Origin of the sequence: Streptomyces sp. NPDC057877 (assembly GCF_042796855.1) — a bacterium.
In the GTDB taxonomy this organism is placed as follows: Bacteria; Actinomycetota; Actinomycetes; order Streptomycetales; family Streptomycetaceae; genus Streptomyces.
Genome location: NZ_JBHVMS010000012.1, coordinates 1 through 22,967, shown reverse-complemented (window position 1 = coordinate 22,967; position 22,967 = coordinate 1). Strand labels below are relative to the sequence as shown.

Genomic DNA, 22,967 nt, shown 5'->3' with positions numbered 1-22,967 from the left:
CGAAGGAGCCCCGTCCGTTGTCCACGCTCGTCCCCCCGCCCCGGTCCGCGCCCGTCCCGCTGTCCGTGCGGTGCCTGCCCCGCCGGGAGGACGGTGAGGAACTGCACACCCTGCTGTGGTCCCCGGGGCCGGGACGGCGGATGATCAGCAACGCCGTGCTGGGCGGCGGCATCGGCGAGCGCGCCTGGGTGCTCAACGCCCAGGTCGCCCACGGCTACCGGCGCACCGACCCCGACCGGCACCTCGCCGAGCTGGCGGACGGCCTCGGCCTGCGCTCGGCGGGCGTCGGCCTGATGACGGCGGCCGACGTGTCGGCGTACGCCCAGGCACGGGACGGCGGCGTGGAGGCCGTCGTCACGGCGGGCGTGAACGTACGCGGCTGGGCCGCCTCCGACGCCGAGGGCACGGCCGCCCTCGCCGCGCCCGGCACGATCAACATCCTCGTCGCCCTCCCCGTGCCGCTCACCGACGCCGCCCTGGTCAACGCGGTGACCACCGCCACCGAGGCCAAGGTGCAGGCGCTGCTGGAAGCGGGCCTGGACTGCTCCGGCACCCCCACCGACGCCGTGTGCGTCGCCGCTCCCGTCCCCACCCCGGACGCTCCGCCGCACGTCTTCGCCGGGCCCCGTTCCCTGTGGGGCGCCCGCCTGGCCCGGGCGGTCCACCGGGCCGTACTCGCCGCGCTGCCCTAAGGCCTGCGGAGGTGGCGGAACGCCACGACGCACTGGAGCGCGGCGGCCGGTCTCAGCACGGCGGGGCGGGGCCGCTCCGGCATGGTGCCACGGTGCAGGGCGACGGCCGTGACGGTGACGACGGGCAGCGCCCAGGCGGCCACCGCCGCCGCCCGCACGGCGCGGCTCCGTTCATGGCGCAGGGTGAGCCACGTCCAGTAGGCGGCATCGGCGAAGGTGTCGGCGTAGTCACCGAAGGGAGACACCGTGCCCCGGCGGCGGGCCAGGCGGCCGTCGGCGAGATCGAGGCCGATCGCCAGTACGCCGGACATCCGCCCGGCTCCCGCGGGCAGCGCGGGCAGGTTGGCGCGCAGCAGGGTCAGGACGTCGGCGGGGGCGAGCCGCGTGCGGTGCTCCAAAAGCCCCAGGTGAGTGACGGCGAGGGCCCAGCTGGCGAGCACCCAGCGCCGTCCGGGCCGTCGGCCGGAGGCCAGCGCCCAGCAGCCGCCGTGCAGGGCGGTCAGCTCGGCCAGGGCCCGTGGGCGCCGGGCGGCCTGCACCAGCGAACGGTGTGTGGCGCGGCCCAGGAAGCGGGCGACGGCCGCCAGGGTGAAGGACTCCGCGCGCGGACCGGCCAGCAGCGCGTCCGTCGCGGCGCGGCTGTCGGCCAGCCGGGACACGGACTCCACGTTCCCTCGCCCTCCCGTCCTTCGCCGGGTGATGGCCCCTCCTGCGTTCAGCGTAGGCGGGGCGCGCCGGGCGCACGGGAGCGCGCTCACGGATCGCCGGGTACGACCCGTCTAGCGTCGGTGAGGGACGACGTACACGCGTGGAGGGCGGACGATGGTGCGGATCGGTGCGGTGACGGCTGTGGCCGTGGCGGGCGGGAGCGCGGCCGCCGGGTATCTGGGACTGGTGACCGGGGCGCTGCCCCTGGATGTGGGGGTGGGGCGGCGCAGCCGTCCGCTCGGGCCGCGGACGATGGACATCGCGGCGCCGCGGGACGTCGTGTTCGACGTCATCGCCCAGCCGTATCTGGGCCGCGCCACCCGGGCGGTACGGGAGAAGGTGCGGGTGCTGGAACGCGGCACCGACATGGTGCTCGCCGCCCACCGCACCCCCGTCGCCGACGGCCGGTTGACGGCGACGACGGTGGAGACGGTGCGGTTCACCCGCCCGGAGCGGATCGACTTCCGTCTGGTGCGCGGGCCCGTGCCCGCCGTCACCGAGTCGTTCACGCTGACGCCGCACGGAACCGGCACCCGGCTGGTGTACGAGGGGGAACTCGCCACGGACCTGTGGCGGGCCGGGCAGTGGTGGGGCAACCTGGTCGCCCCGCGGTGGGAGGCGACCGTCGCCGCGTCCCTCGTGGCGGTCCGCCAGGAGGCGGAACGGCGCTCGTCCCTGCCACGAAGGCCGTAGAGAGGGACAAGGCGCAAGAGCAGCGACCCCCGGGACGGAGCCCGTCATGACCCAGACACCCGCGCCGCGCCGCAAGAAGGACCGGGACGAGGTGTTCGTGGAGTTCACCAAGTCCGTCTGCCCCCTGTGCAAGACCCCCGTCGACGCCCAGGTGAACATCCGCGACAACAAGGTCTACCTGCGCAAACGCTGCCGCGACCACGGTGAGTTCGAGGCGCTGGTGTACGGCGACGCCGAGGAATACCTCGGCTCTGCGCGCTTCAACAAGCCCGGCACCCTCCCGCTCACCTTCCAGACCGAGGTGCGGGACGGCTGCCCCAGCGACTGCGGGCTGTGCCCCGAGCACAAACAGCACGCCTGCCTCGGGATCATCGAGGTCAACACCGGCTGCAACCTGGACTGCCCGATCTGCTTCGCCGACTCCGGCCACCAGCCGGACGGTTACTCCATCACCGCCGAGCAGTGCGCGGCGATGCTCGACGTGTTCGTGGCGTCCGAGGGGGAGGCGGAGGTGGTGATGTTCTCCGGCGGGGAGCCCACCATCCACCAGCACATCCTCGACTTCATCGACCTCGCCCAGACCCGCCCGATCAGGAACGTCACCCTCAACACCAACGGCATCCGCCTGGCCACCGACCGGGACTTCGTCACCGAACTCGGCAAACGCAACCGGGTGCCGGGCCGGTCCGTGAACGTCTACCTCCAGTTCGACGGCTTCGACGAACGCACCCATCGCGAGATCCGCGGCCGTGACCTGCGCGCCTTCAAGCAGCGGGCCCTGGACAACTGCGCGGCGGCGGGCCTGACCGTCACCCTGGTCGCCGCCGTCGAACGCGGCCTCAACGAGCACGAACTCGGCGCGATCATCGAGTACGGCATCGACCATCCCGCCGTACGCTCCGTGGCGTTCCAGCCGGTCACCCACTCCGGGCGGCACCGGGAGTTCGACCCGCTGCACCGGCTCACCAACCCCGACGTCATCCGGCTGATCGGCGAACAGCGGCCGGACTGGTTCCGCAAGGGCGACTTCTTCCCCGTGCCCTGCTGCTTCCCAACCTGCCGCTCCATCACCTACCTCCTGGTGGACGGCGAACCGGGCAACCGCACCGTCGTACCGATCCCACGGCTGCTGAACATCGAGGACCACCTCGACTACGTCACCAACCGCGTCCTGCCGGACGCCGGGGTCCGCGAGGCCCTGGAGCGGCTGTGGTCGGCCTCCGCGGTCATGGGAACGGCGACCACGGAGGAGCGACTGCGGGCCGCCGCCGAGGCGTTGGACTGCGCCGATGCCTGCGGGATCGACCTGCCCGAGGCGGTGAAGGACCTCGACGACAAGGCGTTCATGGTCGTCGTGCAGGACTTCCAGGACCCGTACACCCTCAACGTCAGGCAACTGATGAAGTGCTGCGTCGAGGAGATCACCCCCGACGGACGGCTCATCCCCTTCTGCGCCTACAACTCCGTCGGCTACCGCGAACAGGTCCGCGCCGAGCAGTCCGGCGTGCCCGTCGCCCCGGTCGTACCCAACGCCCTGCCCCTCACCGGACGGCTGACGACCACCCCGTACGGCTCCAGGACCAGCCGCACCGAGACACCAGGAGCGGACGGCCGTGACCGATGAGGACATCAAGTCCTGCTGCGCCGACGCCTACACGCGGGACATCGTGGCGCTGCTGCTCGGCGACTCCTACCACCCCGGCGGCACCGCCCTGACCCGCCGCCTCGCCGACCGGCTCGCCCTCGCCCCCGGCACGCGGGTCCTCGACGTCGCCTCGGGCCGCGGCACCACCGCACTCCTGCTCGCCGACCGCTACGGCGTCCAGGCCGACGGCGTCGACTACGCCCCCGCCTCCACCGCGCACGCCCGGCGGGCCGCCGAAGCCGCCGGGCTGACCGACCGCGCCGCCTTCACCACCGGCGACGCCGAGCAACTGCCCTACGGAGACGGGGTGTTCGACGCCGTAGTGTGCGAGTGCGCCCTGTGCACCTTCCCCGACAAGCCCCGCGCCGCCGCCGAGTTCCACCGCGTTCTGCGACCCGGCGGACGCCTCGGCATCACCGACGTCACCGCCGACACCGCCCGGCTCCCGCCCGAACTGCGCGGCCTGAGCGCCCGTATCGCCTGCGTCGCCGACGCCCGGCCGCTGGAGGAGTACGCCGGGATCCTCGCCGCGGCCGGGCTGCGCACCCAGGTCACCGAGCGGCACGACCAGGCGCTGCTCCGCATGATCGACCAGATCGAGGCCCGGCTGAACCTGCTGCGCATCACCGCACCGGACCGCCTCACCGACGCCGCCGTGCACCTCGACGCGGCCCCGGCCGTACTGGCCGCCGCCCGCACCGCCGTCACGGACGGGGTCCTCGGCTACGCCCTGCTGACGGCGGTGCGACCACCCGGCTGAGGCCCGCTCACGCCCCGGTGACTCCGTCGACGCGCTCACGGAGCAGATCGGCGTGGCCGTTGTGACAGGCGTACTCCTCTGTGACGGGCGTACTCCTCGATCACATGGACCATGACCCAACGCGGCGGCACCCCGTGATCGCCCACCGGACGGCCGTCCCGCTCGACCGTTGGCCGGTGGCGTCGAGGGGCACCCCGCTACCAGCTCATGGCCCGGGTGATCTCTCCCCTTCCCGCCAGACGGCCCTCGCCTCCTCCACCCCGCGTTCCGGATGGAGCGCGAAGCCGCCGGGACGGCCGCCGCCGACGCCTGGCGCAGTCGACCGTCATCGAGCCCCGCACTCCGGGGACCCCGGGTCAGGCCCCGACGTACGCCGCCAGATGCTCGCCGGTGAGGGTGGAGCGGGCGGCGACCAGGTCGGCCGGGGTGCCCTCGAAGACGATCCGGCCGCCGTCGTGACCGGCGCCGGGGCCGAGGTCGATGATCCAGTCGGCGTGCGCCATGACGGCCTGGTGGTGCTCGACGACGATCACCGACTTGCCCGCGTCGACGAGCCGGTCCAGCAGGCCGAGCAACTGCTCGACATCGGCGAGGTGCAGGCCCGCGGTCGGCTCGTCCAGGACGTACACGCCGCCCCTGTCGGCCATGTGCGTGGCCAGCTTCAGCCGCTGCCGCTCACCGCCGGACAGCGTGGTGAGCGGCTGGCCGAGGGTCAGATAGCCGAGCCCGACGTCCGTCAGCCGCTGGAGGATCTTGTGGGCGGCGGGCGTACGCGCCTCGCCCGCGCCGAAGAACTCCTCGGCCTCGGTCACCGGCATCGCCAGCACCTCGCTGATGTCCCGCCCGCCGAAGCGGTGCTCGAGGACCGACGCCTCGAACCGCTTGCCGTCGCACTCCTCGCACGTGGTGGAGACACCGGCCATGATCCCCAGGTCGCTGTAGACCACCCCGGCGCCGTTGCAGGTGGGGCACGCGCCCTCGGAGTTGGCGCTGAACAGCGCGGGCTTCACGCCGTTGGCCTTGGCGAACGCCTTGCGGATCGGGTCCAGGAGCCCGGTGTACGTCGCCGGGTTGCTGCGCCGCGAGCCGCGGATGCCGGTCTGGTCGACCGAGATCACGCCCTCGCTGGCCGGGATCGAGCCGTGGATCAGCGAACTCTTGCCGGACCCGGCGACGCCGGTGACCACGGTGAGCACGCCGAGCGGAATGTCGACGTCGACGTCCCGCAGGTTGTTCGCCGACGCGCCCCGGATCTCCAGCGTGCCGGTGGGCTTGCGCACCGACTTCTTGAGCGCGGCCCGGTCGTCGAGATGGCGGCCGGTGACGGTGTCGCTGGCCCGCAGCCCCTCGACGGTGCCCTCGAAGCAGACCGTGCCGCCCGCCGTGCCCGCGCCGGGGCCGAGGTCCACGACATGGTCGGCGATCGCCATCATCTCCGGCTTGTGCTCCACCACGAGCACCGTGTTGCCCTTGTCCCGCAGGCGCAGCAGCAGGTCGTTCATGCGCTGGATGTCATGCGGGTGCAGACCGATGGTGGGCTCGTCGAAGACGTAGGTGACATCGGTGAGCGAGGAGCCCAGGTGGCGGATCATCTTGACGCGCTGTGCCTCACCGCCCGACAGCGTGCCCGACGGCCGCTCCAGCGAGAGATAGCCGAGGCCGATCTCCACGAACGAGTCCAGGGAGTGCTGGAGCGCGGCCAGCAGCGGCGCCACCGTCGGCTCGTTCAGCCCGCGCACCCACTCCGCCAGGTCACGGATCTCCATGGCACACGCGTCGGCGATGTTGACGTCACCGATCCGCGACGACCGGGCCAGCTCACTGAGCCGGGTGCCGTCGCACCCGGGGCACCGCGCGAAGGTGACCGCCCGGTCCACGAACGCCCGCACGTGCGGCTGCATCGACTCCCGGTCCTTGGACAGGAACGTCTTCTGGAGCTTGGGGATCAGACCCTCGTAGGTCAGGTTGATCCCGTTGATCTTGACCTTGGTGGGCTCCCGGTAGAGGAAGTCGTGCCGCTCCTGCTTGGTGTACGTGCGGATCGGCTTGTCCGGGTCGAAGAAACCGGACTCCCTGATGACCCGCACCACCCAGCCGTCCCCGGTGTAGGTGGGGATGGTGAACGGGTCCTCGGCGAGCGACCTGGAGTCGTCGTAGAGCTGGGTGAGGTCGATGTCGGAGACCGTGCCCCGGCCCTCGCAGTGCGTGCACATGCCGCCGGTGCGGCTGAAGGTCACCTTCTCCGTCTTGGTCTTCTCGGCGCCGCGGTCGACCGTGAACCCGCCGCTCGCCGAGACCGAGGCGACATTGAAGGAGTACGCGCCGGGCGGGCCGATGTGCGGCTTGCCGAGCCTGCTGAAGAGGATGCGCAGCATGGCGTTGGCGTCGGTGGCGGTGCCCACGGTGGAGCGCGGGTCGGAGCCCATCCGCTGCTGGTCGACGGCTATCGCGGTGGTCAGGCCGTCGAGCACGTCGACCTCGGGGCGCGCCAGCGTCGGCATGAAGCCCTGCAGGAAGGCGCTGTAGGTCTCGTTGATCAGCCGCTGCGACTCCGCGGCGATCGTGTCGAACACCAGCGAACTCTTGCCCGATCCGGACACACCGGTGAACACCGTCAGACGGCGCTTCGGGATCTCGACGCTGACGTCCTTGAGGTTGTTCACGCGCGCGCCGTGCACGCGGATCATCTCGTGGCTGTCGGCGATGTGCCGCGGCGCGGTCGACTGCGTGTCCGTCCTCGTGGTCATGCTGTTCGTCTCTCCATCCGATGGGGTCGGTCCGCCCTCGCGGGCTGCGTCGGTTACTTCGTCAGCGCAGTTCCTGGATGCGGACCATGTTGCCCGCGGGGTCGCGGAAGGCGCAGTCACGCACCCCGTACGGCTGCTCGGTCGGCTCCTGGACGACCTCGGCGCCGCTGGCCTCCACCCGCTCGAAGGTGCCGTCGAGGTCGGCGGTGGCGAGCAGGATGCCCGCGTAGGTGCCCTTGGCCATCATCTCGGCGATGGTGCGCCGCTCGTCGTCGGTGACACCGGGGTCGGCGGCCGGGGGAGTCAGCACGATCGACGTGCCGGGCTGGTCGGGGGGACCGACCGTAATCCAGCGCATCCCGCCGTACCCGACGTCGTTGCGGACCTCGAAGCCGAGGGTGTCGCGGTAGAACCCCAGCGCGGCGCCCGGGTCGTCGTGCGGGAGGAAGCTCGAGTGAATCGTGATGCTCATGCCGGTCACGCTAGTGCGCCCGGCCGATGGCTGCTTCTCGATTCCTGACCGGCCTCGTGACCTGCTTCGACAGACACGACGGCAGCCCCGCCGTCGCGCTCGCCGCGAGACGCCGGTAGGTGCTGGGCGGCATACCGACCAGTTCCGTGAAGCGTGTGCTGAACGTGCCCAGCGAGGAGCACCCGACCGTGAAGCACACCTCGGTGACACTGAGGTCACCCCGCCGCAGCAGCGCCATCGCGCGCTCTATGCGCCGGGTCATGAGGTACGCGTACGGGGACTCCCCGTAGGCGAGCCGGAACTGGCGGCTGAGATGCCCGGCCGACATGTTCACGCCACGAGCAAGCGCCGTGACGTCCAGCGGCTGCGCGTACTCCCGGTCGATCCGGTCACGGACCCGGCGCAGCAACGCGAGATCACGCAGGTGCTGGGGCGCCGTGGCGGTCTTGCTGGTCATTTCCCGATCGTGCCACACGGCACTGACAGTGGCCCCGCGCCGATGTCGCCGGGGGCTGGTAACCGCAGGCCAGCGCGCCGCAGGCCCGTCGGACTGCGGGGCGGGGTGCGGCCGGTCGCTGACATCCCCGCCGAGAGGGCGGGCTGCGGGCTCGTGGTCCTGACCGTGGTCGCCCTCGAGTCTCGTCCGCCAGCGCCGTCACGCGCACGTGATGTCGAAGGCGTCCCCGATGACGGTGCGGTCCGCCTCCGGGGAGGTCACCTCCAGGTTCATGCCGCCCTGGACGCGCTCGCCGGGCTGGGCGCCGGTCAGCTGGACGGCGAACTCGTCGTGCTGTTCGTTCGGGGCGGTGAACGTCATCGTGCCGGTGCGGCCCTGGACGCCGCGGGCGAGGAGCCGGTCGTCCGGAAGCCAGGTGTACTCGATGGTGCCGGGGCGCTGCGCGGCGGCGGAGAAGGTGAAGACGACCGGCTGGGAGCAGTCGGCGCTGTCCAGCCGGGGCGAGGCGTTGATGCCCGCGCCGCCGAGGACCGGTCCGGTGTCCTCGTCGGTCTCCAACTGGCTCGGCTGCTCGGTGACGTCGGGGCTGGGCCGGTTGTTGCCGTTGGCGCCCTCGTCCTCGGGGGTGGGGGTGGTGGAGCCGGGGCTCTGGTTGCCGTCCGGGCCGTCTCGGTCCGTATCGCCCTTGTCGGATGGGGTCGCGGGGTCGGGAGTCGAGCCGTGATCGGAGTCGCCGCCGTCCGCGTCGCCGTCGTCGGGGGCGTCGGTGAGGGTGGACGGGGTCGGACCGGCCGCCCCCGCTCCATCGCCGCCGATCTTGTCCCGTAGGGACGGCAGGAAGAAGTAGCCCAGCAGGACGACCGCGGCCAGCAGTACGGCCGTGACGGTGTAGGCGGCGGCACGGCCCGCGCGCTGCAGGGTGTCGTCGCCGGGGTCCGGTTGGGGGAGGACCGTCGGCGGTGCCGAGGAGGGCTCGGGGCTGTGGGCGTCGGCCCCGGCCATGGCGGCCTCCTCCGTCGCGACGGCCCGGCGCAGCGCACGGGCCATGTGCTGGAGGGCCTCGTCGATCTCATCGAGGACCGCCGTCACATCGACCGGGGCTGGCGGCTCCGGGCCCAGCAGCCGGACGGGGACGACGACACCACCGCGGACGGCTTCGTCCACGTGCCGGACCACCTCACGGCGCAACTCCAGCGCGGGGTGCGGTCCCGGCCGCTCGGCCTCGTCGTGAGTGGGCTGCACCTGGTGCTGGTGGCGTACGCGAGCGGTGTCCGCCCGGAGTTGCTCGTTGACGAAGGTCCACAAGTACTCCTGGTGCAGTTTCGGCCGCACCGCCTCGAGGGCCCGCAGATACTCCCTGCGCACATGATCCCTGGCCTCCCGGGTCACCGGCACGCCGGACACCTCGCCCACGAGGTCCAGAACCGCCTCCAGCGCCGGATCGTCGGGCAGGCACTCCCCGGCGGCGATACGGCGCAGCGCCTCCGCGCCGAACCACGGCCCCGCCCCGAGCCGTTCGCTGATCCGCGCATACGTCCATCCGCGGGCACGCAGGGGTTCGAAGATCTGCTCACGCACGAGCCGGGCGAACTCCCCCTGATCCCTTCGCACGTTGGCCGGGCGCCCCCGCTCCCCGCCACGTACCTGCGGTACCGCACCGCTCGTCGAGTCGCCGTCCACCTCAGCCTCGGACACGCCGTTCCCCCCACCGTGGGCACGACCCACGGCTCTCTCCTCCGGTGGCATCAACTGCCGTCGTACAAGGGGACCCAGCATGGCCAAGCCCACCTCGTCACCGCACGGAAACGCCGACAGTTCCCCCTGCCCAGCGACACCGGGTCCGGCGGTGTGACACGGGGCCCGAGGTCCCGGCACGGCCCTGCGCGGGAGCGTGCCCTCTTCCTCGGCAACGCCGTCATCGCGCTGCCGGTCGCTTCGCGGCCGTCGGCCGGGGGTCGGATGCGAGAGGCGCCTGCTCCGAGGGGACGTCCAGCGTCATGCGGGGCAGACGCCGGTCCAGTGCGGTGGGCAGCCACCAGGCGCGGCGGCCCAGCAGGGCCATGGTCGCGGGTACGAGCACCATGCGGACGATCGTCGCGTCCAGCACGACGGCCGTGGCCAGGCCCAGGCCCATCATCTTGACCAGCGGTGAGGGGTTGGCGACGAAGCTGAGGAAGACCACCGTCATGATCAGCGCCGCGGAGGTGATCACCCGGCCGGTGACCGCCATGCCGCGGGCCACCGACTCGGCGGGGTCACCGGTGGCGTCGTACTCCTCGCGGACGCGGGAGAGCAGGAACACCTCGTAGTCCATGGACAGCCCGAAGAGGACCGCGAAGAAGATCGTCGGCATGGGGGAGGCGATCGGCAGGGTCTCGTCCAGGTTGAACAGGCCCCCGAGCCAGCCCCACTGGAAGACGGCGACGACGACGCCGTACGCGCCGCCGATGGACAGCAGGTTCACCACCGCCGCCTTCAGCGGTACCGCGACGGAGCGGAACACCAGCATCAGCAGCAGGAACGACACCACGATGATCGCGGCGATGAACACCGGAAGGGTGTCGGAGAGTTGCCGGGTGAGGTCGTCCGTCATGGCGGTCAGGCCCGATACGGCGACGTTGTCGGGGACGGAGTCGCGGATCCGGGCGAGGGTGTCGGAGGTCGCGGCGTCCGCCGGGGCGGTGGTGGGCAGGGTGGGGAGTACGACGGTGTCGCCCGCCGTGGAGACCTGTGGTGCGCCGACCGACGCGATGCCCGGGTCCTCGGCGACGAGCCGGGACAGCGCGGGGATGCCGTCGGAGTCCACGCCGGGGGCGCGCAGGTCGGCGACGATCAGCAGCGGGGCGTTGAAACCGGGGCCGAAGCCCTCCGCCAGCAGATCGTAGGCGCGGCGGTGCGTGGTGGTCGTGGCGTCGTCGCCCGCGTCGGGGAAACCCGTCTCCATCCGCAGCGACGGGAGCGCCAGCGCGATCAGCGCGGCGGACGCGGCGAGCAGATACGGCCAGGGGCGGCCCGAGACCCGGTGCGCGAACCGCCACCAGGCCGTGTCCTCGGGCCGCTTCGGGCGCGGGCGTGACCAGACGCCCCTACGCCGTCGGCTTCGGTGGACGCGCTCGCCCAGCAGCGCCAGCAGGGCGGGCAGCAGGGTCAGCGCGGTCGCCACGGCGAACAGCACGACCAGTGAGGTGCTCAGCCCGATCGAGGTCAGAAAGCCCAGCCCGGTCAGCGCCAGCGCGCTCATCGCCACCACCACGGTGCCCCCGGCGAACAGCACCGCCGCGCCCGACGACCCCATGGCGTTCGACAGCGCGGTGCGGTCGTCCTGGCCCGCGGCACGGTTCTCCCGGCAACGGGCCACGAGGAACAGGGCGTAGTCGATGCCCACGCCCAGCCCGATCATCGCGCCGATCGTGGGGGCGGCGCTGGAGACGTTCATGGCGTGCGACAACAGGGTGATGCCGCCCAGCCCCAGGGCGACGGCGACCAGCGCGAGCGCGACCGGGACCAGCGCGGCCACGACCGTGCCGAACACGACCACCAGGATGACCAGCGCCGTCAGCAGCCCCGCCGCCTCCGCGCCCGAGGTCGGCGTCTCCCCGTTGATGAACACGGCGTCACCGCCCAGCTCGGCCACGACACCGTCGCCGCGCGCGGGTTCGACCGCGCCGTCCAGCGCCTCGATGTGCTCCGGGTCCACCTCCATCGCCGGTACGTCGAAGGCGATCTGTGCGTAGGCGATGCGGCCGTCCGGGGAGACCGAGCCCGTGGCGAACGGGTCGGTGGCCGTGGCGACCTGGTCCACGTCGGCGATCCGGGCGACCGCCGCCTCGACGGCGGTCCGATGCCGGTCGATCCGCTCTCCCTGCGGGACGGCGAACACCGCCATGGCACTGCCGCCGGACGCCTCGGGGAACCGTTCCTCCAGTAGCTCCATCGCCTCCTCGCTCTGGCTGCCGGGGGCGACGAGGTCGTCCACGAACGCGCTCCCGGCCAGCCCGGCCAGCGGCAGGACCAGGGCCAGGGCGGCTATCCAGGCGGCTATGGCCGCCCATGGTCGGCGGGCGCTCGCGTCGCCGATCCGGCGTGTGAGTCGGTTCATGGCTGGGGCTCCTCTGAGAGGGGTCGGACGCGCCGACGAGGCCTGCGGTGGCCGGGAGTTGAGCGGCTCCATCGTGGGCGTCGGCCACCGGTGCCGTCTCCCGCCGCCCGGGGGGTTCGGGCCTCCCGCCCCCGGCGGGGAGCAGCGGGTGCGGTCTCCGTCCGGCGGGGGAGGGCCGTATCCGCCCGCAGGCGGGTGACCATGGCGCGCGGCCGGACTTACGATGGCGTGCCCGGTCGGCCCCGACGGCCCGCGCCAGGGCACCGGAGGCCTCTGTGGGAGCGACGATGAACCGCACGGTGCCGCACGCCGAGACACCGGGCCGCCGCGCGCCGGGTGGGCTCCGCGGTCCGTTCAGGCGCTGGCCGAGAAGCGCGGACGCCACCCTCGCCGCCGTGCTGTTCCTGCTGACGGGGTTCCTGGAGGAGGGCCCCGGGGACACGATGGCCGTCCGCCCGATGCGGGACATCCTCCACCCGGCGCTGCTCCTCTTCGTGGTGGCCGCCGCCGCGCTCTGCCAGCGTCGGCGCAGGCCGGTCGCCGTCCTGGGCGTGATACTCGCCGCCTGGGCGCCGACACTGGGCACCCGCTACTCCATCATGGGCGGCCTGGTGATCGTCGCGCTGTACAGCGTCGGACGGTACGCCGACGACAACCGGTGGGGCCCGCCGGGCGTCGCCGTCGCCGTCGCCGCCCTCGTCGTCGAGGCCCTCTTCCACTCCACCGCCTGGGGTGATGTGGGCTTCGGCGCGCTCGTCATGTCCGGCATCTGGTACCTCGGCCGCCGACTGCGGCTGCGCGCCGAGCGGGCGGCGCGGCAGCGCCGCGAACAGGCCGCCGAGGCACGGCGGATCGTGACCGAGGAGCGCACCCACATCGCCCGGGAACTGCACGACGTGGTCGCCCACCGGGTGAGCATGATGACGGTGCAGGCCGGTGCGGCGCGGATGGTCGCCGCCGAGGACCCGCGGGGCGCCCTGGAGGCGATGGCGGCGGTGGAGGAGGCCGGACGCCAGGCGCTGGACGAACTGCGCCACCTGCTGGGAGTGTTGCGCCCGGACGCCGAGCGCGACGGACTGGGACCCCAACCGGGCCTGGCCGATCTGCCCCGGCTGGTGGCGGAGGTGCGGGAGGCGGGTCTGGACGTGTCGCTGACGGGCACGGTACCGGGGCCGCTCCCGGCCCGCGTGGACCTCTCGGCGTACCGCATCGTCCAGGAGGCGCTGACCAACGTGCTCAAGCACAGCGGGCCGGGCACCCGCACCGAGGTGCGGCTGCGCGACGAGGGTGACGGCATCACCGTCGAGGTGCTCGACGACGGCCACGGCGCCGCCGTCCGGGCCGTGGCCACCGCGCACGAGGGCCTTCCCGGGCACGGCATCGTCGGCATGCGGGAGCGCGCCCTCCTGCTCGGCGGCGCCCTCGACGCCCGGCCACGCGCGGGCGGCGGCTTCCGGCTCACCGCCCGGCTGCCCACCAAGGGGGAGCCCGCGTGACCATCCGCGTCGTCGTGGCCGACGACCAGGCGCTGGTCCGGCGGGGCTTCGCCATGATCCTGCGGGTGCACCCCGACATCGAGGTGGTCGCCGAGGCGGGCACCGGCGTCGAGGCGGTCGAGGCGGCCCACCGGCACCGCCCCGACGTGATCCTCATGGACATCCGCATGCCGGAGATGGACGGCCTCGAAGCGACCTCCCGGATCCTGACGGAGGCCGACTGGGACGCGCGGGTACTCATCCTGACCACCTTCGACCCGGACGAGTACGTCTACAAGGCGCTGCGCTCCGGCGCCAGCGCCTTCGTCCTCAAGGACATCCCGCCCGAGCAACTGGCCACCGCCGTACGCACCGTGGCCGAGGGCGGGACGCTGCTGGCCCCCTCGATCACCCGGCGCTTCATCGACCGGTTCGCGCGGCGCCGGGTCGTCAACACCGCCGCCACGCAGCGCCTGGAACGCCTCACCGACCGCGAACGCGAGATCATGACCGCGGTGGCCCGGGGCGCGAGCAACGCGGAGATCGCCGAACGGTTCGTCATCGGCGCGGCCACGGTGAAGTCACATGTGTCGAGCGTCCTCACCAAACTCGGGCTGCGCGACCGGATCCAGATCGTGATCTTCGCGTACGAGAGCGGCCTGGTCGAGGCGGGTGAACACGACATCGGCCACTGACCGTTCCCCAGGCCGCTCCCCGGGCCGTTCCCCGGACCGTTCCCCGGACCGTTCCCCGGGCCGCTCCCCGGGCGGGCTCAGCCCTCCGCCGGGACGAGCACCACGAAGTCCGCGTTCGCCGGGTCGAGGCAGACGGCCAGTCGGCCCACGCCCTCCGCGTCCTCCGGGCCCATCTGCACACTGCCGCCGTTCTCGGTGACCCGGGCGACCGCGGCGTCGCAGTCGTCGACGGCGAAGACCGGGTGCCAGTACGGCTGTCCGCCGGTCAGGGCGAGGTCCTCCTTGGGGAGTTCCATCACGCCGCCGTGCATCCGCTCCTCCGGTTGTCCGGCGGGGGTGATCAGGGAGTACGTGCCCCCGCCGCCGGGCAGCTCCATGTCGCCGAACTGCCAGCCGAAGACGCTGGCGTAGAAGTCCTTCGAGGCCGCCGCGTCGCTGGTGAGCAGCTCGGTCCAGCACAGCGAGCCCGGCTTGTCGACCAGCTCGGCGCCCTTGCTGGTCCCCGGCTGCCAGACGGCGAACTGGCCGCCCAGCGGGTCGGTGTACTGCGCCATCCGGCCCCACTCGTCGAGGTCCATCGGCGCCACCCGCACGGTGCCGCCGCCGCGCTCAACGGCCTGGGTCGTGGCATCGGCGTCGGGCACGGAGTGGTAGATCATCCAGGCCGAACGCGCGCCCTGTTCGGTCAGCTTGCCGAGTCCGGCGACGATCTTGCCGTCCTTGCGGAACATGCCGCCTTCCATCTCCCCCTCCTCGCCCATGGACTCGTAGTCCCACCCGAGCACGGCGCTGTAGAAGGCCGCGGCGGCGCGGACGTCCGGGGCGCCGAGGTCGAGGAAGCAGGGGGAACCGGGGACGAAATCTGTGGTGATCATGGTGCTGGCCCTTCCGCAGATCCTGTGTGCCCCCCAGAGTGACACCCGGCACTGACAATCGCCCGTCGGCCGCTTCCCCCGGGCGACGGTCAGTCCGTCCGGCGCAGCCCGGCGACGAGGATCCCGACCATTCGGCGGGCGTCGTAGCGGGGGTTGTTGCCCGCGCCCGCGCACAGGCCGCCCACGCCGCGCATGAGCGCGTAGGCGTCCATACCGGAGCGGATCTCTCCCGACCCGGCGGCGGCGTCCAGCAGTTGGGAGCACACGGGCACGAGGCGCTCCAGGAAGTAGGAGTGCAGCGGGTCGAAGCACGGGTCCTCGGACTGGAGCACCGAGGCGAGTCCCTGCTTGGTGACCACGAAGTCCACGAAGAGGTCGATCCAGCGCTCCAGGGCGGCATACGGCGTCGTACTGGACGCCAGCAGCGCGGGACCGGCCTCGGCGAGGGCCTCGACCTGGTGCCGGTAGACGGCGACGATCAGGTCCGCCCGGGTCGGGAAGTGGCGGTAGATCGTGGCCGTCCCGACCCCGGCCCGGGCCGCGATGTCGCGGATCGGCGCCTCCACGCCCGACGCGACGAACACCGCGGCGGCGGCGTCGAGCAGCACCTGTTCGTTGCGCCGCGCGTCCGCCCGCTTGGGCCTGGGGGCGCGTCCTGTGCCCTGGTCGCTGCCGCTCACCGCACCGTTCCCTTCGCTGTCGGCCCGGCCGGGCCTGGCTAACCGGGACAGTGTCCCGTATATTCGGCGACAACGTAAACGGGACGTCGTCTCGTTTACGTCTCCGCACGCATGATGACAGACAGCCGGAAGGAAGTCTCCCCATGTCCGCACACATCCCCGTGGTCTCGGTGAAACCGATCGTGCTGGCGGCACCGGGACGCGGTGAGGACCTGAGGGTGCGGGTCTCCGCGCCGGTGACCGGCGGTGAGCTGCCGGTGCTGCTCCTCTCCCACGGCCACGGCTCCTCGCTCGACGGCTACGGCCCCCTCGCCGACCACTGGGCCGCGCACGGCTTCGTGGTGATCCAGCCGACACATCTGGACTCCAGGACCGTCGGCCTGCCCCAGGACGATGCCCGCCACTCGCGGGTGTGGCGGTTCCGCGTGGAGGATCTGAAGCGCGTCCTCGACAACCTGGACCTGCTGGCCGCCGCCGTACCCGGTCTCGCGGGCCGTCTCGACCACGGCCGGATCGCCGCGGCCGGACACTCCTTCGGCGGCCAGACCGTCGGCAACCTGCTGGGCCTGCGCGTCATCGATCCCGTCAGCGGGGAGGGGGAGGACCTGTCCGACCCGCGCGTCAAGGCGGGCGTCCTGCTGGCCACGGCCGGAACCGGCGGCTCCAGCCTGACCCCGTACGCCGCCGAGAACTTCCCCTTCATGAACCCCGACTTCACCCACATGACGACCCCGGCCCTGGTCGTCGTCGGCGACAAGGACGACCTGCCGTTCACCGTCAGGGGCCCGGAGTGGCTCACCGACCCGTACCACCTGAGCCCCGGCCCCAAGAGCCTGCTCACCCTGTTCGGCGCGGAACACTCACTCGGCGGGATCGCCGGATACGAGGTCAGGGAGACCACCGACGAACACCCCGAGCGCCTCGCCCTGGTCCAGCGGGCCACCCTCGCCTACCTGCGTCACGCCCTCGGCATCGACGACACCGGCTGGACGGACGTGCGGCGCACGCTGGCGGACGGCGCCGCCCCGCTGGGCCGCGTCGAGTCCAAGGGCGGGGACTGACGCGAGGGCGCGGGCTCCCGGGGCGACCGGCCGCCCGCGTCCGGACAGGTGACACCCGCGCCGCGCTCCCCCCGTCCCCGCCGCCGGGCGACGAGCATGGCCCGGAGGCAGACATGACAGTGAACCGGCTCGGACTGGTCGTACACGGTGGGCGCGCTGAGGCGCTGGAGGCGGCGGACGTGGTCCGCGCGTGGTGCGCGGAGCACGCCGTGCGGTGCGCGGAGATCGACGTGTGGGGCGACGGGGGACGGCACAGCGCCCGCGAGGAGGTCGACGCCGCGGGCGACCCCGACCTCGTCGTCACCCTGGGCGGCGACGGCACCTTCCTGCGCGGCGCGCGGCTGGCGGCGGAGAACGACGCCCTGCTCCTCGGCGTCGACCTGGGCCGCGTCGGATTCCTCACGGAGGTGTCGGCCGACGCGGTGCGTTCGGCGCTGGAGGCGGTGCGCGAGGAGCGGATCAGGGTCGACAGCCGCATGCTGCTCACCCTGCGCGCCTCCCGTCGGCTGGAGGTCCCGGAGGACATGGAGGCGCTGATGCGGTACGGCCGCGGCCCGCTCCTGCCGCCTCCCCAGGTGCGGACGGACTGCGAGGTCGACGACGAGTGGGGCATCCCGCTGCGCGTCACCGCCCTCAACGACGTGGTGCTGGAGAAGCTCTCCCGGGACCGGCAGGTGTCCATCGGGGTCTATGTCTCGGGCCGCCTGCTGGCGTCGTACTCCGCCGACGCCCTGCTGGTGGCCACCCCGACCGGCTCGACCGCCTACAGCTTCGCCGCCGGGGGACCGGTCGTCTCGCCCCGCGCGGAGGCCCTGGTCTTCACCCCGGTCGCCCCGCACATGGCGTTCAACCGCTCCGTCGTCACGGCCCCCGACGAGCCCGTCGGGCTGCGCGTGCTGGAACGCTCGGGGCGGGCCGCGGTCAGCATCGACGGCCAACTGCGGGGCGTCCTCGGTCCGGGCGACTGGATCGGCGTGTACGCCGCCCGCCGCCGACTGCGGGCCGTACGGCTGGGGCCGATGGACTTCTACGGCCGACTGCGCGACCGGATGCGACTGACCGACGCCCCGGCCGCGGTCGCCGACGGCACGGCAGCCCCGCTCTGGTCGGTGAGCACGCCCCCACCCGGTGATCTGGCGCACCTGTCGTTCCTTACGGCGCCGGACGGTTCCTGATGGGCCTTCGCCTATGGCATACGGGATACGTCCGCGTTGACGGCAGTAGTCGGTGTACGGGATTCGGTCGTGCTTACGGCAGTGGTTGGTGTACGGGATCCGGTCGTGCTCACGGCAGCAGTTGGCGTACGAGGTCCGGTCGTGCTCACGGCAGCAGTTGGCGTACGAGCGCGTCCGCCGCCCACGTCTCCCAGCGCGCCGGTGACCAGCCGCGACCGGTGACCAGCAGGCCGTAGGTCTCGGGACCGAGGACCGCCAGGGCGATGTCGGCGGCGGACGCGGCGTCGTGGCCGTCCCGCAGGGCGCCGCCCGTCTTGGCCACCAGCGCCTCGGCGAAACGGAGCTGGACGGTGTGGCGCTGCTCCTGGTTGGTCCGCCACAGCGCGGCCAGCTCCGCGTCGGCCGCCGCCGCGCCACGTACGACGTCCAGGACCGGTGCCGCACGGCGCAGGACCCGGCGGGCGCCCGCGGCCTGGAGGGCGAGCTGGGTGGCGGGGTCGGGTTCGTCGAGGACCTCGCGTGCCCAGGGGCGGTCGAGGGTCGCGACCGGGTCGAGGTCTCCGGCGATCGCGGTGTCCAGGACCTCCTTCAGCAGGGCGCGCTTGTTGCCGAACGTGAAGTACACCGTCTGCACGCCGACTTCGGCGGTCCGGGCGATGTCCTCGACCGTCGTACCGGCCCAGCCGCGTTCGGTGAAGAGTCCGGCGGCGGCGTCGAGCATCCGGCGCCGGGTGCGGCGGGCCTTCTCGGCGCGGGTCAGGGGGGCGGCCACGGAGCCTCCTTGGTGCACAACGCCCTTTGACTGTAGTGAGACTACAGTGTTAGTCACTGTAGTATGACTACAGTGAAAACAGGGGAGTCGGGCATCGCCGGGCGGATCCTGGTCGTCGGTGGCTACGGCGCCGTGGGCGAGGTCGTGACCGCCACGCTCGCCGGATGGTTCCCGGGCCGAGTGCTGCCCGGTGGGCGGGACGGTGCGAGGGCGCGGCGCGGGGGCGGGGTACGGGTCGACGTGACGGACGCCGACGGCTTCGGGCAGGTGCTCGACGGGCTCGGTGACGTGGCCGTGGTGGTGCTGTGCGTCGAGCCCCCGGACTCCGGGATCGCCCGGACCTGCCTGGAACGCGGCATCCATGTCGTCGACATCGGCGCCACCCCGCGACTCCTCGACGCCGTCGCCGCGTTGCACGACACCGCCGTGAACGCCGGGGCCACGGCCGTGCTCAGCGTCGGGGTCGCCCCCGGCCTGACGAACCTGCTCGCCCGTCGCGCCCACGAAGCCGTCGGCGGCGCGGCACGCCTCGACCTCACGGTGCTCCTCGGCTCCGGCGAACGGCACGGCGCCGACGCGGTGCGCTGGACGGTCGAGCATCTCGCCGACCCGGTCACGGCCCGCCCCCGCCGCACCCCGCTCCCCGGCCACGGCACACGGACGGCGCACCCCTTCCCCTTCTCCGACCAGCACACCCTGCCGGGCACGCTCGGCGTCCCGCAGGTGACCACCCGGCTCTGCCTGGACTCCCGGCCCCTGACGGCCACCCTCTTCGCCCTGCGCCGCACCGGACTGCTGCGGGCCGCCCGACGCCCACGCGTGCAACGACTGCTGACCGGCGCCTTCCGCGGCGTCCACCTGGGTGGCGACGCCTTCGCGATCCGCGCCGACGCCACCCGCGACGACCGGCACGCGGCCCGCGCCCTCACCGGCCGGGGACAGAGCCGGGTCACCGGCCTGGTCGCCGCGTACGTCACCCGCGATCTCCTCACCGGCGGCCCGCCACCCGGCGTCCACCACATCGAACAGCTCCCCGCCCTGGCCGACTTGCCGGACACCCTCGCCGCCGAGCACGGCATCACCCTGCACTCCCTGGACGGCGACCCCGACGGGGCGGCCGACCGGTGACCGGCGACTGGCACGGGGGTCACCACGCCGCCACCGGGAGCCGTATCGCCCCGACGGCAACCCGGCACCTGGACCGCCCGCCGACCGGGCCCGCCCCCGCCCGCTGGGGCGAAACCCGGCATGTCCGGCTGTTATCCTCCGCGCCGGGGGAAACGACCAAGCCAAACGGGGGGGTGGGCGGATGAGCGCACTGGCGTGTCCGCTGTGCGGTCAGCAGGTCCCGGCGACCCGGCAGGGAATGGCTCGCCACCAGCGGGCGGACGGCGCCTTGTGCCCGCCGGAGGCAGCCGCCGGGCTGAACACTCCGGCCTTCGGCTGCCTCGCCTACGTCGCCAGTGTGGTGGCCGGGATCGGCTCCACGTCCTGGACGGTGTTCTGGGTGTGCCTCGCCGCCGCCTCGGGCGCGGTCGTGTGGAAGGCGGGCTTCAGCCCCGCCGCCCGGGTGGCCGCCGCGGACCGCCGGGCGATCGAGGTGGTGGAGCGGGCGGCGGCAGGCGCGGCATCCGTGACACCGCCCGCGCGGGACATCGAGAGCGAAGCCCGACAACTGCTGGCCGAACTGCCCCCGCTCGGCGCCACGATCGAGGACTCGATCGCCGCGTGCGTCGCCCGGCTGCGACGCTGGGACTCCAAGCCCCTGGAGGTGCGGTTCACCAAGCTGGCGCGCGCCCACGTCGCCGCCGACGAGTGGATCCTCGGGGTCGCCACCGGCCCTGAGCGGGGCACGGGCAACGCGAGCCAGGCCTTGGTCATCGTCACCGACCGTGCGGTGGTGGTGAAGGACCGCGATGTCGTCTACCGCGACGAGGCCCCGGACACCCAGCCCGGCGAATACGGTTTCCTCGGCTCCGGTCCGCGCGTCTTCACCTTCTCCGACAACCACGGCCTGGACGTGGCGCTCGCCGCCCGTGAGTTCGCCGCGGCCAAGCGCCGTACCGTCGCCGTGCCGTCCGGCAGGCCCCCCGAGCGCCTGCTGCGCGAGGCCCGGGACGGCGAGCTGGTCGCCGTCGAGTGGATGCGCTACCTCGGCTTCGAGGACGCGGCGGCCACCCCGGTCGGCGCGGACGGCGGCATCGACGTGACCAGCGCGCGGGCGGTGGCCCAGGTGAAGATGGAGGCGAAGGCCACCGGTCGGCCCGTGGTGCAGCAGCTCCACGGTGTCGCCGTCAACGAGGGCAAGACGGGCGTCTTCTTCTCCCTCGCCGGTTACACCCCGCAGGCCCGCACCTGGGCCCAGACCAGCGGGACGGTCCTCTTCCGCTTCGACCTCCAGGGCGCGGCCGAGCCCGTGAACGCGCTCGCCCACGAGCTGCTCGCCGCGGCGGACGCCCGCAGCGCGCGGTGACTCAGCGGAGTACGGCCTGGACAGTTCAGCGGAGTACGGCCTCGATCCGTACGACGTCACTCCCACCCTCGGTCAGGAACGCCGCCAACGCCTGACCCTCCTCCAGGACGTCGGCGCGCTCGGCCGCCGAGAAGGGGCGGAGCGGGGTGACGTCGAGCAGGCCCTCCCGCACGGTCCAGGTCGCCGACACCCGGCCGTCCACCAGGACCACCCGCTCACCGGCGACCGACAGCCCGCGATGGGCGTCGTCGATGATGCGGCTCCGGTCGTCGTAGCCGAGGATCGCGTTGTCGAAGGCCGGGAGGAACCGGACCGGCGCGGGTGTGTCCGGGTCGGGGCGCGGGGCGTCGGGGAGGTCAAGGAGTTCGCGGCCCCGCTCGTCGCGGAAGGTGACCAGTTCCTCCCGCAGGGCCTTCACCGCCGCGGGGAGCCCCGCGAGGCCGGACCAGGCGCGCACATCGGCCGTGGCGGCAGGGCCGTACGCGGCCAGGTAGCGGCGTACGAGCGCCTGACCCGTCGGGTCGGAGCCCTCGGGCGCCGGTGGCGCGATCTCGCGGCCCAGCCACCGGGCGAGGGGCACATTGCGGACGCCCGCCCGCGCCCGCCACAGCCCGCGCGGCGGCAGTTGGGCCATCGGGATCAGGGCGGCGACGAGCAGCTCACCCAGCGCCCGGGGCGGGGGCGTGGGCCAGCGGCCGTCGAGCGCCCGGACCAGTTCGGCCATGGTGCGCGGCTCGCCGTCGGCCATCACCGCCAGGCCCGCCGCCGCGACCTCCGCCAGGTCCAGACCGGCGAGTTCCCGACGGTAGGTGGCCAGCACCCGCTGGCGCAGCATGGCGTCATGACGGGCGCGCCAGGCCAGCGCGTCGTCGGCCGTGACCAGATGGACGGTACGGCGCATCAGATGGGTGCGGACCACCTCCCGCCCGGTCAGCAGACCGTCCAGAGCGCCCGGTGCGAAGCCGCGCAGCCTCGACCACAGGCCGACGAACGGCTCCTGCGGCTCCTGCGCCTGCATCCCGCACAACCGCGCGACCGCGTCATGGACCGGTACGTCGCCGCGGGCGAGCAGGAACTGGCGGGCGAGGGCCGCGCGGTTGAGGGCGCGGACGCCGAGGACGGTCATGGTGGGACTCCTTCGATGGGCTCGGCGCTCACCGTTCCAGGAATAGCGGACAGGATGTGTCCGCCATGTGCCGGACCTCCGCTCACAGCCCGGCGGCTCGCTGACCTCGGAGTCCGTCGCCTGTAGGCATGCGTCCGCCCTGGAAGGACCCGACACACGCGACTTGCGACACCCCTTAGCTGCAATGCCGTTGTTTTAGCCTGCGGGCGTACGCTGCTGCGTAGTGCTTCCCGGGGGTGGTGCGGGTGTCTGCGGATATCGGCGAGGTATCGGGGCTGGGATTGCTGACCTGGGTGTATCGGCCCGGGTTGGTGGATCGTGTGGTGGCTGCCTGTGGTCGTGCGGAGCAGCGCAGACGTCTG

The 22,967-nt window shown here is 73.0% G+C and carries 20 protein-coding genes and 1 pseudogene; 10 read left to right on the top strand and 11 right to left on the bottom strand.

Annotation, left to right across the window (positions count from 1 at the left end; translation table 11 throughout):
- Positions 1–17 precede the first annotated feature (17 nt).
- Positions 18–692 (top strand): adenosylcobinamide amidohydrolase, encoded by a 675-nt coding sequence (locus ACFVQG_RS31785; protein WP_383390033.1) that lies wholly within the window; start codon positions 18–20, stop codon positions 690–692.
- On the opposite strand, the gene ACFVQG_RS31780 is transcribed toward ACFVQG_RS31785, so the two are convergent.
- Positions 689–1,360, bottom strand: a complete 672-nt coding sequence (locus ACFVQG_RS31780; RefSeq protein WP_383390030.1) for a CDP-alcohol phosphatidyltransferase family protein — start codon at positions 1,358–1,360, stop codon at positions 689–691. The genes ACFVQG_RS31785 and ACFVQG_RS31780 overlap by 4 nt on opposite strands.
- A 154-nt stretch (positions 1,361–1,514) precedes the next feature.
- Here ACFVQG_RS31780 and ACFVQG_RS31775 point away from each other — a divergent pair, with 154 nt between their 5' ends.
- Genes ACFVQG_RS31775 through ACFVQG_RS31765 form a run of 3 tightly spaced genes read left to right on the top strand, consistent with a single transcriptional unit; the run spans position 1,515 to position 4,498 of the window.
- The gene (locus tag ACFVQG_RS31775; RefSeq protein ID WP_383390028.1) at positions 1,515–2,093 is read left to right on the top strand and encodes an SRPBCC family protein; all 579 of its coding nucleotides are present in this window, start codon (positions 1,515–1,517) and stop codon (positions 2,091–2,093) included.
- A gap of 46 nt (positions 2,094–2,139) precedes the next feature.
- Positions 2,140–3,717: a radical SAM protein gene (locus tag ACFVQG_RS31770; RefSeq protein ID WP_383390025.1), complete on the top strand. Its 1,578-nt coding sequence runs from the start codon at positions 2,140–2,142 to the stop codon at positions 3,715–3,717.
- Positions 3,707–4,498 carry a class I SAM-dependent methyltransferase gene (locus ACFVQG_RS31765; protein WP_383390022.1) on the top strand — a complete coding sequence of 264 codons (792 nt, stop codon included), beginning with the start codon at positions 3,707–3,709 and terminating at the stop codon, positions 4,496–4,498. The genes ACFVQG_RS31770 and ACFVQG_RS31765 overlap by 11 nt, the downstream gene beginning before the upstream one ends.
- Positions 4,499–4,505: 7 nt before the next feature.
- Here the strand turns inward: ACFVQG_RS31765 and ACFVQG_RS31760 are convergent.
- The 6 genes and pseudogenes from ACFVQG_RS31760 to ACFVQG_RS31735 form a co-directional block, all read right to left on the bottom strand.
- Positions 4,506–4,556: pseudogene (locus ACFVQG_RS31760) on the bottom strand (DinB family protein); the annotation flags it as partial.
- A gap of 298 nt (positions 4,557–4,854) precedes the next feature.
- On the bottom strand, positions 4,855–7,245 hold the full coding sequence (locus ACFVQG_RS31755; RefSeq protein WP_383390020.1) for an ATP-binding cassette domain-containing protein: 2,391 nt from the start codon (positions 7,243–7,245) through the stop codon (positions 4,855–4,857).
- A 61-nt stretch (positions 7,246–7,306) separates the two neighbouring features.
- Positions 7,307–7,717: a VOC family protein gene (locus ACFVQG_RS31750; RefSeq protein ID WP_383390018.1), complete on the bottom strand. Its 411-nt coding sequence runs from the start codon at positions 7,715–7,717 to the stop codon at positions 7,307–7,309.
- A 10-nt stretch (positions 7,718–7,727) separates the two neighbouring features.
- Positions 7,728–8,174: a helix-turn-helix transcriptional regulator gene (locus ACFVQG_RS31745; RefSeq protein ID WP_383390015.1), complete on the bottom strand. Its 447-nt coding sequence runs from the start codon at positions 8,172–8,174 to the stop codon at positions 7,728–7,730.
- Between the two features lie 198 nt (positions 8,175–8,372).
- Positions 8,373–9,752 (bottom strand): hypothetical protein, encoded by a 1,380-nt coding sequence (locus tag ACFVQG_RS31740; RefSeq protein ID WP_383390012.1) that lies wholly within the window; start codon positions 9,750–9,752, stop codon positions 8,373–8,375.
- A 337-nt stretch (positions 9,753–10,089) separates the two neighbouring features.
- Positions 10,090–12,273 carry an MMPL family transporter gene (locus ACFVQG_RS31735; RefSeq protein ID WP_383390009.1) on the bottom strand — a complete coding sequence of 728 codons (2,184 nt, stop codon included), beginning with the start codon at positions 12,271–12,273 and terminating at the stop codon, positions 10,090–10,092.
- Positions 12,274–12,560: 287 nt separating this feature from the next.
- Between ACFVQG_RS31735 and ACFVQG_RS31730 the strand changes: the two genes are divergently transcribed.
- Together ACFVQG_RS31730 and ACFVQG_RS31725 are read left to right on the top strand one after the other, a co-directional pair.
- A complete protein-coding gene (locus tag ACFVQG_RS31730; protein ID WP_383390006.1) occupies positions 12,561–13,769 on the top strand; it encodes a sensor histidine kinase in 1,209 nt (402 codons plus the stop codon).
- Positions 13,766–14,443 carry a response regulator gene (locus tag ACFVQG_RS31725; protein WP_383390003.1) on the top strand — a complete coding sequence of 226 codons (678 nt, stop codon included), beginning with the start codon at positions 13,766–13,768 and terminating at the stop codon, positions 14,441–14,443. The genes ACFVQG_RS31730 and ACFVQG_RS31725 overlap by 4 nt, the downstream gene beginning before the upstream one ends.
- Before the next feature lie 77 nt (positions 14,444–14,520).
- Here the strand turns inward: ACFVQG_RS31725 and ACFVQG_RS31720 are convergent, their stop codons facing one another.
- Positions 14,521–15,318 (bottom strand): VOC family protein, encoded by a 798-nt coding sequence (locus ACFVQG_RS31720; protein WP_383389999.1) that lies wholly within the window; start codon positions 15,316–15,318, stop codon positions 14,521–14,523.
- Positions 15,319–15,407: 89 nt separating this feature from the next.
- Complete coding sequence (locus ACFVQG_RS31715) at positions 15,408–15,998, bottom strand: TetR/AcrR family transcriptional regulator (protein WP_383389995.1); 591 nt, start codon at positions 15,996–15,998, stop codon at positions 15,408–15,410.
- Between the two features lie 143 nt (positions 15,999–16,141).
- Here ACFVQG_RS31715 and ACFVQG_RS31710 point away from each other — a divergent pair, with 143 nt between their 5' ends.
- Together ACFVQG_RS31710 and ACFVQG_RS31705 are read left to right on the top strand one after the other, a co-directional pair.
- A complete protein-coding gene (locus tag ACFVQG_RS31710) occupies positions 16,142–17,059 on the top strand; it encodes an alpha/beta hydrolase family protein (protein WP_383389993.1) in 918 nt (305 codons plus the stop codon).
- A 113-nt stretch (positions 17,060–17,172) separates the two neighbouring features.
- Complete coding sequence (locus ACFVQG_RS31705; RefSeq protein WP_383389990.1) at positions 17,173–18,234, top strand: NAD(+)/NADH kinase; 1,062 nt, start codon at positions 17,173–17,175, stop codon at positions 18,232–18,234.
- 145 nt (positions 18,235–18,379) lie between these two features.
- On the opposite strand, the gene ACFVQG_RS31700 is transcribed toward ACFVQG_RS31705, so the two are convergent.
- Positions 18,380–19,006, bottom strand: a complete 627-nt coding sequence (locus ACFVQG_RS31700) for a TetR/AcrR family transcriptional regulator (protein ID WP_383389987.1) — start codon at positions 19,004–19,006, stop codon at positions 18,380–18,382.
- 63 nt (positions 19,007–19,069) lie between these two features.
- On the opposite strand from ACFVQG_RS31700, the gene ACFVQG_RS31695 reads away from it, so the two are divergent.
- Together ACFVQG_RS31695 and ACFVQG_RS31690 are read left to right on the top strand one after the other, a co-directional pair.
- On the top strand, positions 19,070–20,134 hold the full coding sequence (locus ACFVQG_RS31695; protein WP_383389986.1) for a saccharopine dehydrogenase family protein: 1,065 nt from the start codon (positions 19,070–19,072) through the stop codon (positions 20,132–20,134).
- A gap of 181 nt (positions 20,135–20,315) precedes the next feature.
- Entirely contained in the window at positions 20,316–21,479 is a 1,164-nt protein-coding gene (locus ACFVQG_RS31690) for a restriction endonuclease (RefSeq protein ID WP_383389983.1), read from the top strand.
- Positions 21,480–21,504: 25 nt separating this feature from the next.
- Here the strand turns inward: ACFVQG_RS31690 and ACFVQG_RS31685 are convergent, their stop codons facing one another.
- Positions 21,505–22,605, bottom strand: a complete 1,101-nt coding sequence (locus ACFVQG_RS31685) for a winged helix DNA-binding domain-containing protein (protein WP_383389980.1) — start codon at positions 22,603–22,605, stop codon at positions 21,505–21,507.
- Between the last annotated feature and the right edge of the window lie 362 nt (positions 22,606–22,967).

What these genes read in the sequence shown, in the direction of transcription:
- ACFVQG_RS31710 (WP_383389993.1), top strand. Translation starts at nt 16,142, where the DNA reads ATGTCCGCACACATCCCCGTGGTCTCGGTGAAACCGATCGTGCTGGCG.
- ACFVQG_RS31705 (WP_383389990.1), top strand. Translation starts at nt 17,173, where the DNA reads ATGACAGTGAACCGGCTCGGACTGGTCGTACACGGTGGGCGCGCTGAG.
- ACFVQG_RS31770 (WP_383390025.1), top strand. Translation starts at nt 2,140, where the DNA reads ATGACCCAGACACCCGCGCCGCGCCGCAAGAAGGACCGGGACGAGGTG.
- ACFVQG_RS31775 (WP_383390028.1), top strand. Translation starts at nt 1,515, where the DNA reads ATGGTGCGGATCGGTGCGGTGACGGCTGTGGCCGTGGCGGGCGGGAGC.
- ACFVQG_RS31745 (WP_383390015.1), bottom strand. Translation starts at nt 8,174, where the DNA reads ATGACCAGCAAGACCGCCACGGCGCCCCAGCACCTGCGTGATCTCGCG.
- ACFVQG_RS31750 (WP_383390018.1), bottom strand. Translation starts at nt 7,717, where the DNA reads ATGAGCATCACGATTCACTCGAGCTTCCTCCCGCACGACGACCCGGGC.
- ACFVQG_RS31735 (WP_383390009.1), bottom strand. Translation starts at nt 12,273, where the DNA reads ATGAACCGACTCACACGCCGGATCGGCGACGCGAGCGCCCGCCGACCA.
- ACFVQG_RS31685 (WP_383389980.1), bottom strand. Translation starts at nt 22,605, where the DNA reads ATGACCGTCCTCGGCGTCCGCGCCCTCAACCGCGCGGCCCTCGCCCGC.
- ACFVQG_RS31695 (WP_383389986.1), top strand. Translation starts at nt 19,070, where the DNA reads ATGACTACAGTGAAAACAGGGGAGTCGGGCATCGCCGGGCGGATCCTG.
- ACFVQG_RS31720 (WP_383389999.1), bottom strand. Translation starts at nt 15,318, where the DNA reads ATGATCACCACAGATTTCGTCCCCGGTTCCCCCTGCTTCCTCGACCTC.
- ACFVQG_RS31690 (WP_383389983.1), top strand. Translation starts at nt 20,316, where the DNA reads ATGAGCGCACTGGCGTGTCCGCTGTGCGGTCAGCAGGTCCCGGCGACC.
- ACFVQG_RS31755 (WP_383390020.1), bottom strand. Translation starts at nt 7,245, where the DNA reads ATGACCACGAGGACGGACACGCAGTCGACCGCGCCGCGGCACATCGCC.
- ACFVQG_RS31730 (WP_383390006.1), top strand. Translation starts at nt 12,561, where the DNA reads ATGAACCGCACGGTGCCGCACGCCGAGACACCGGGCCGCCGCGCGCCG.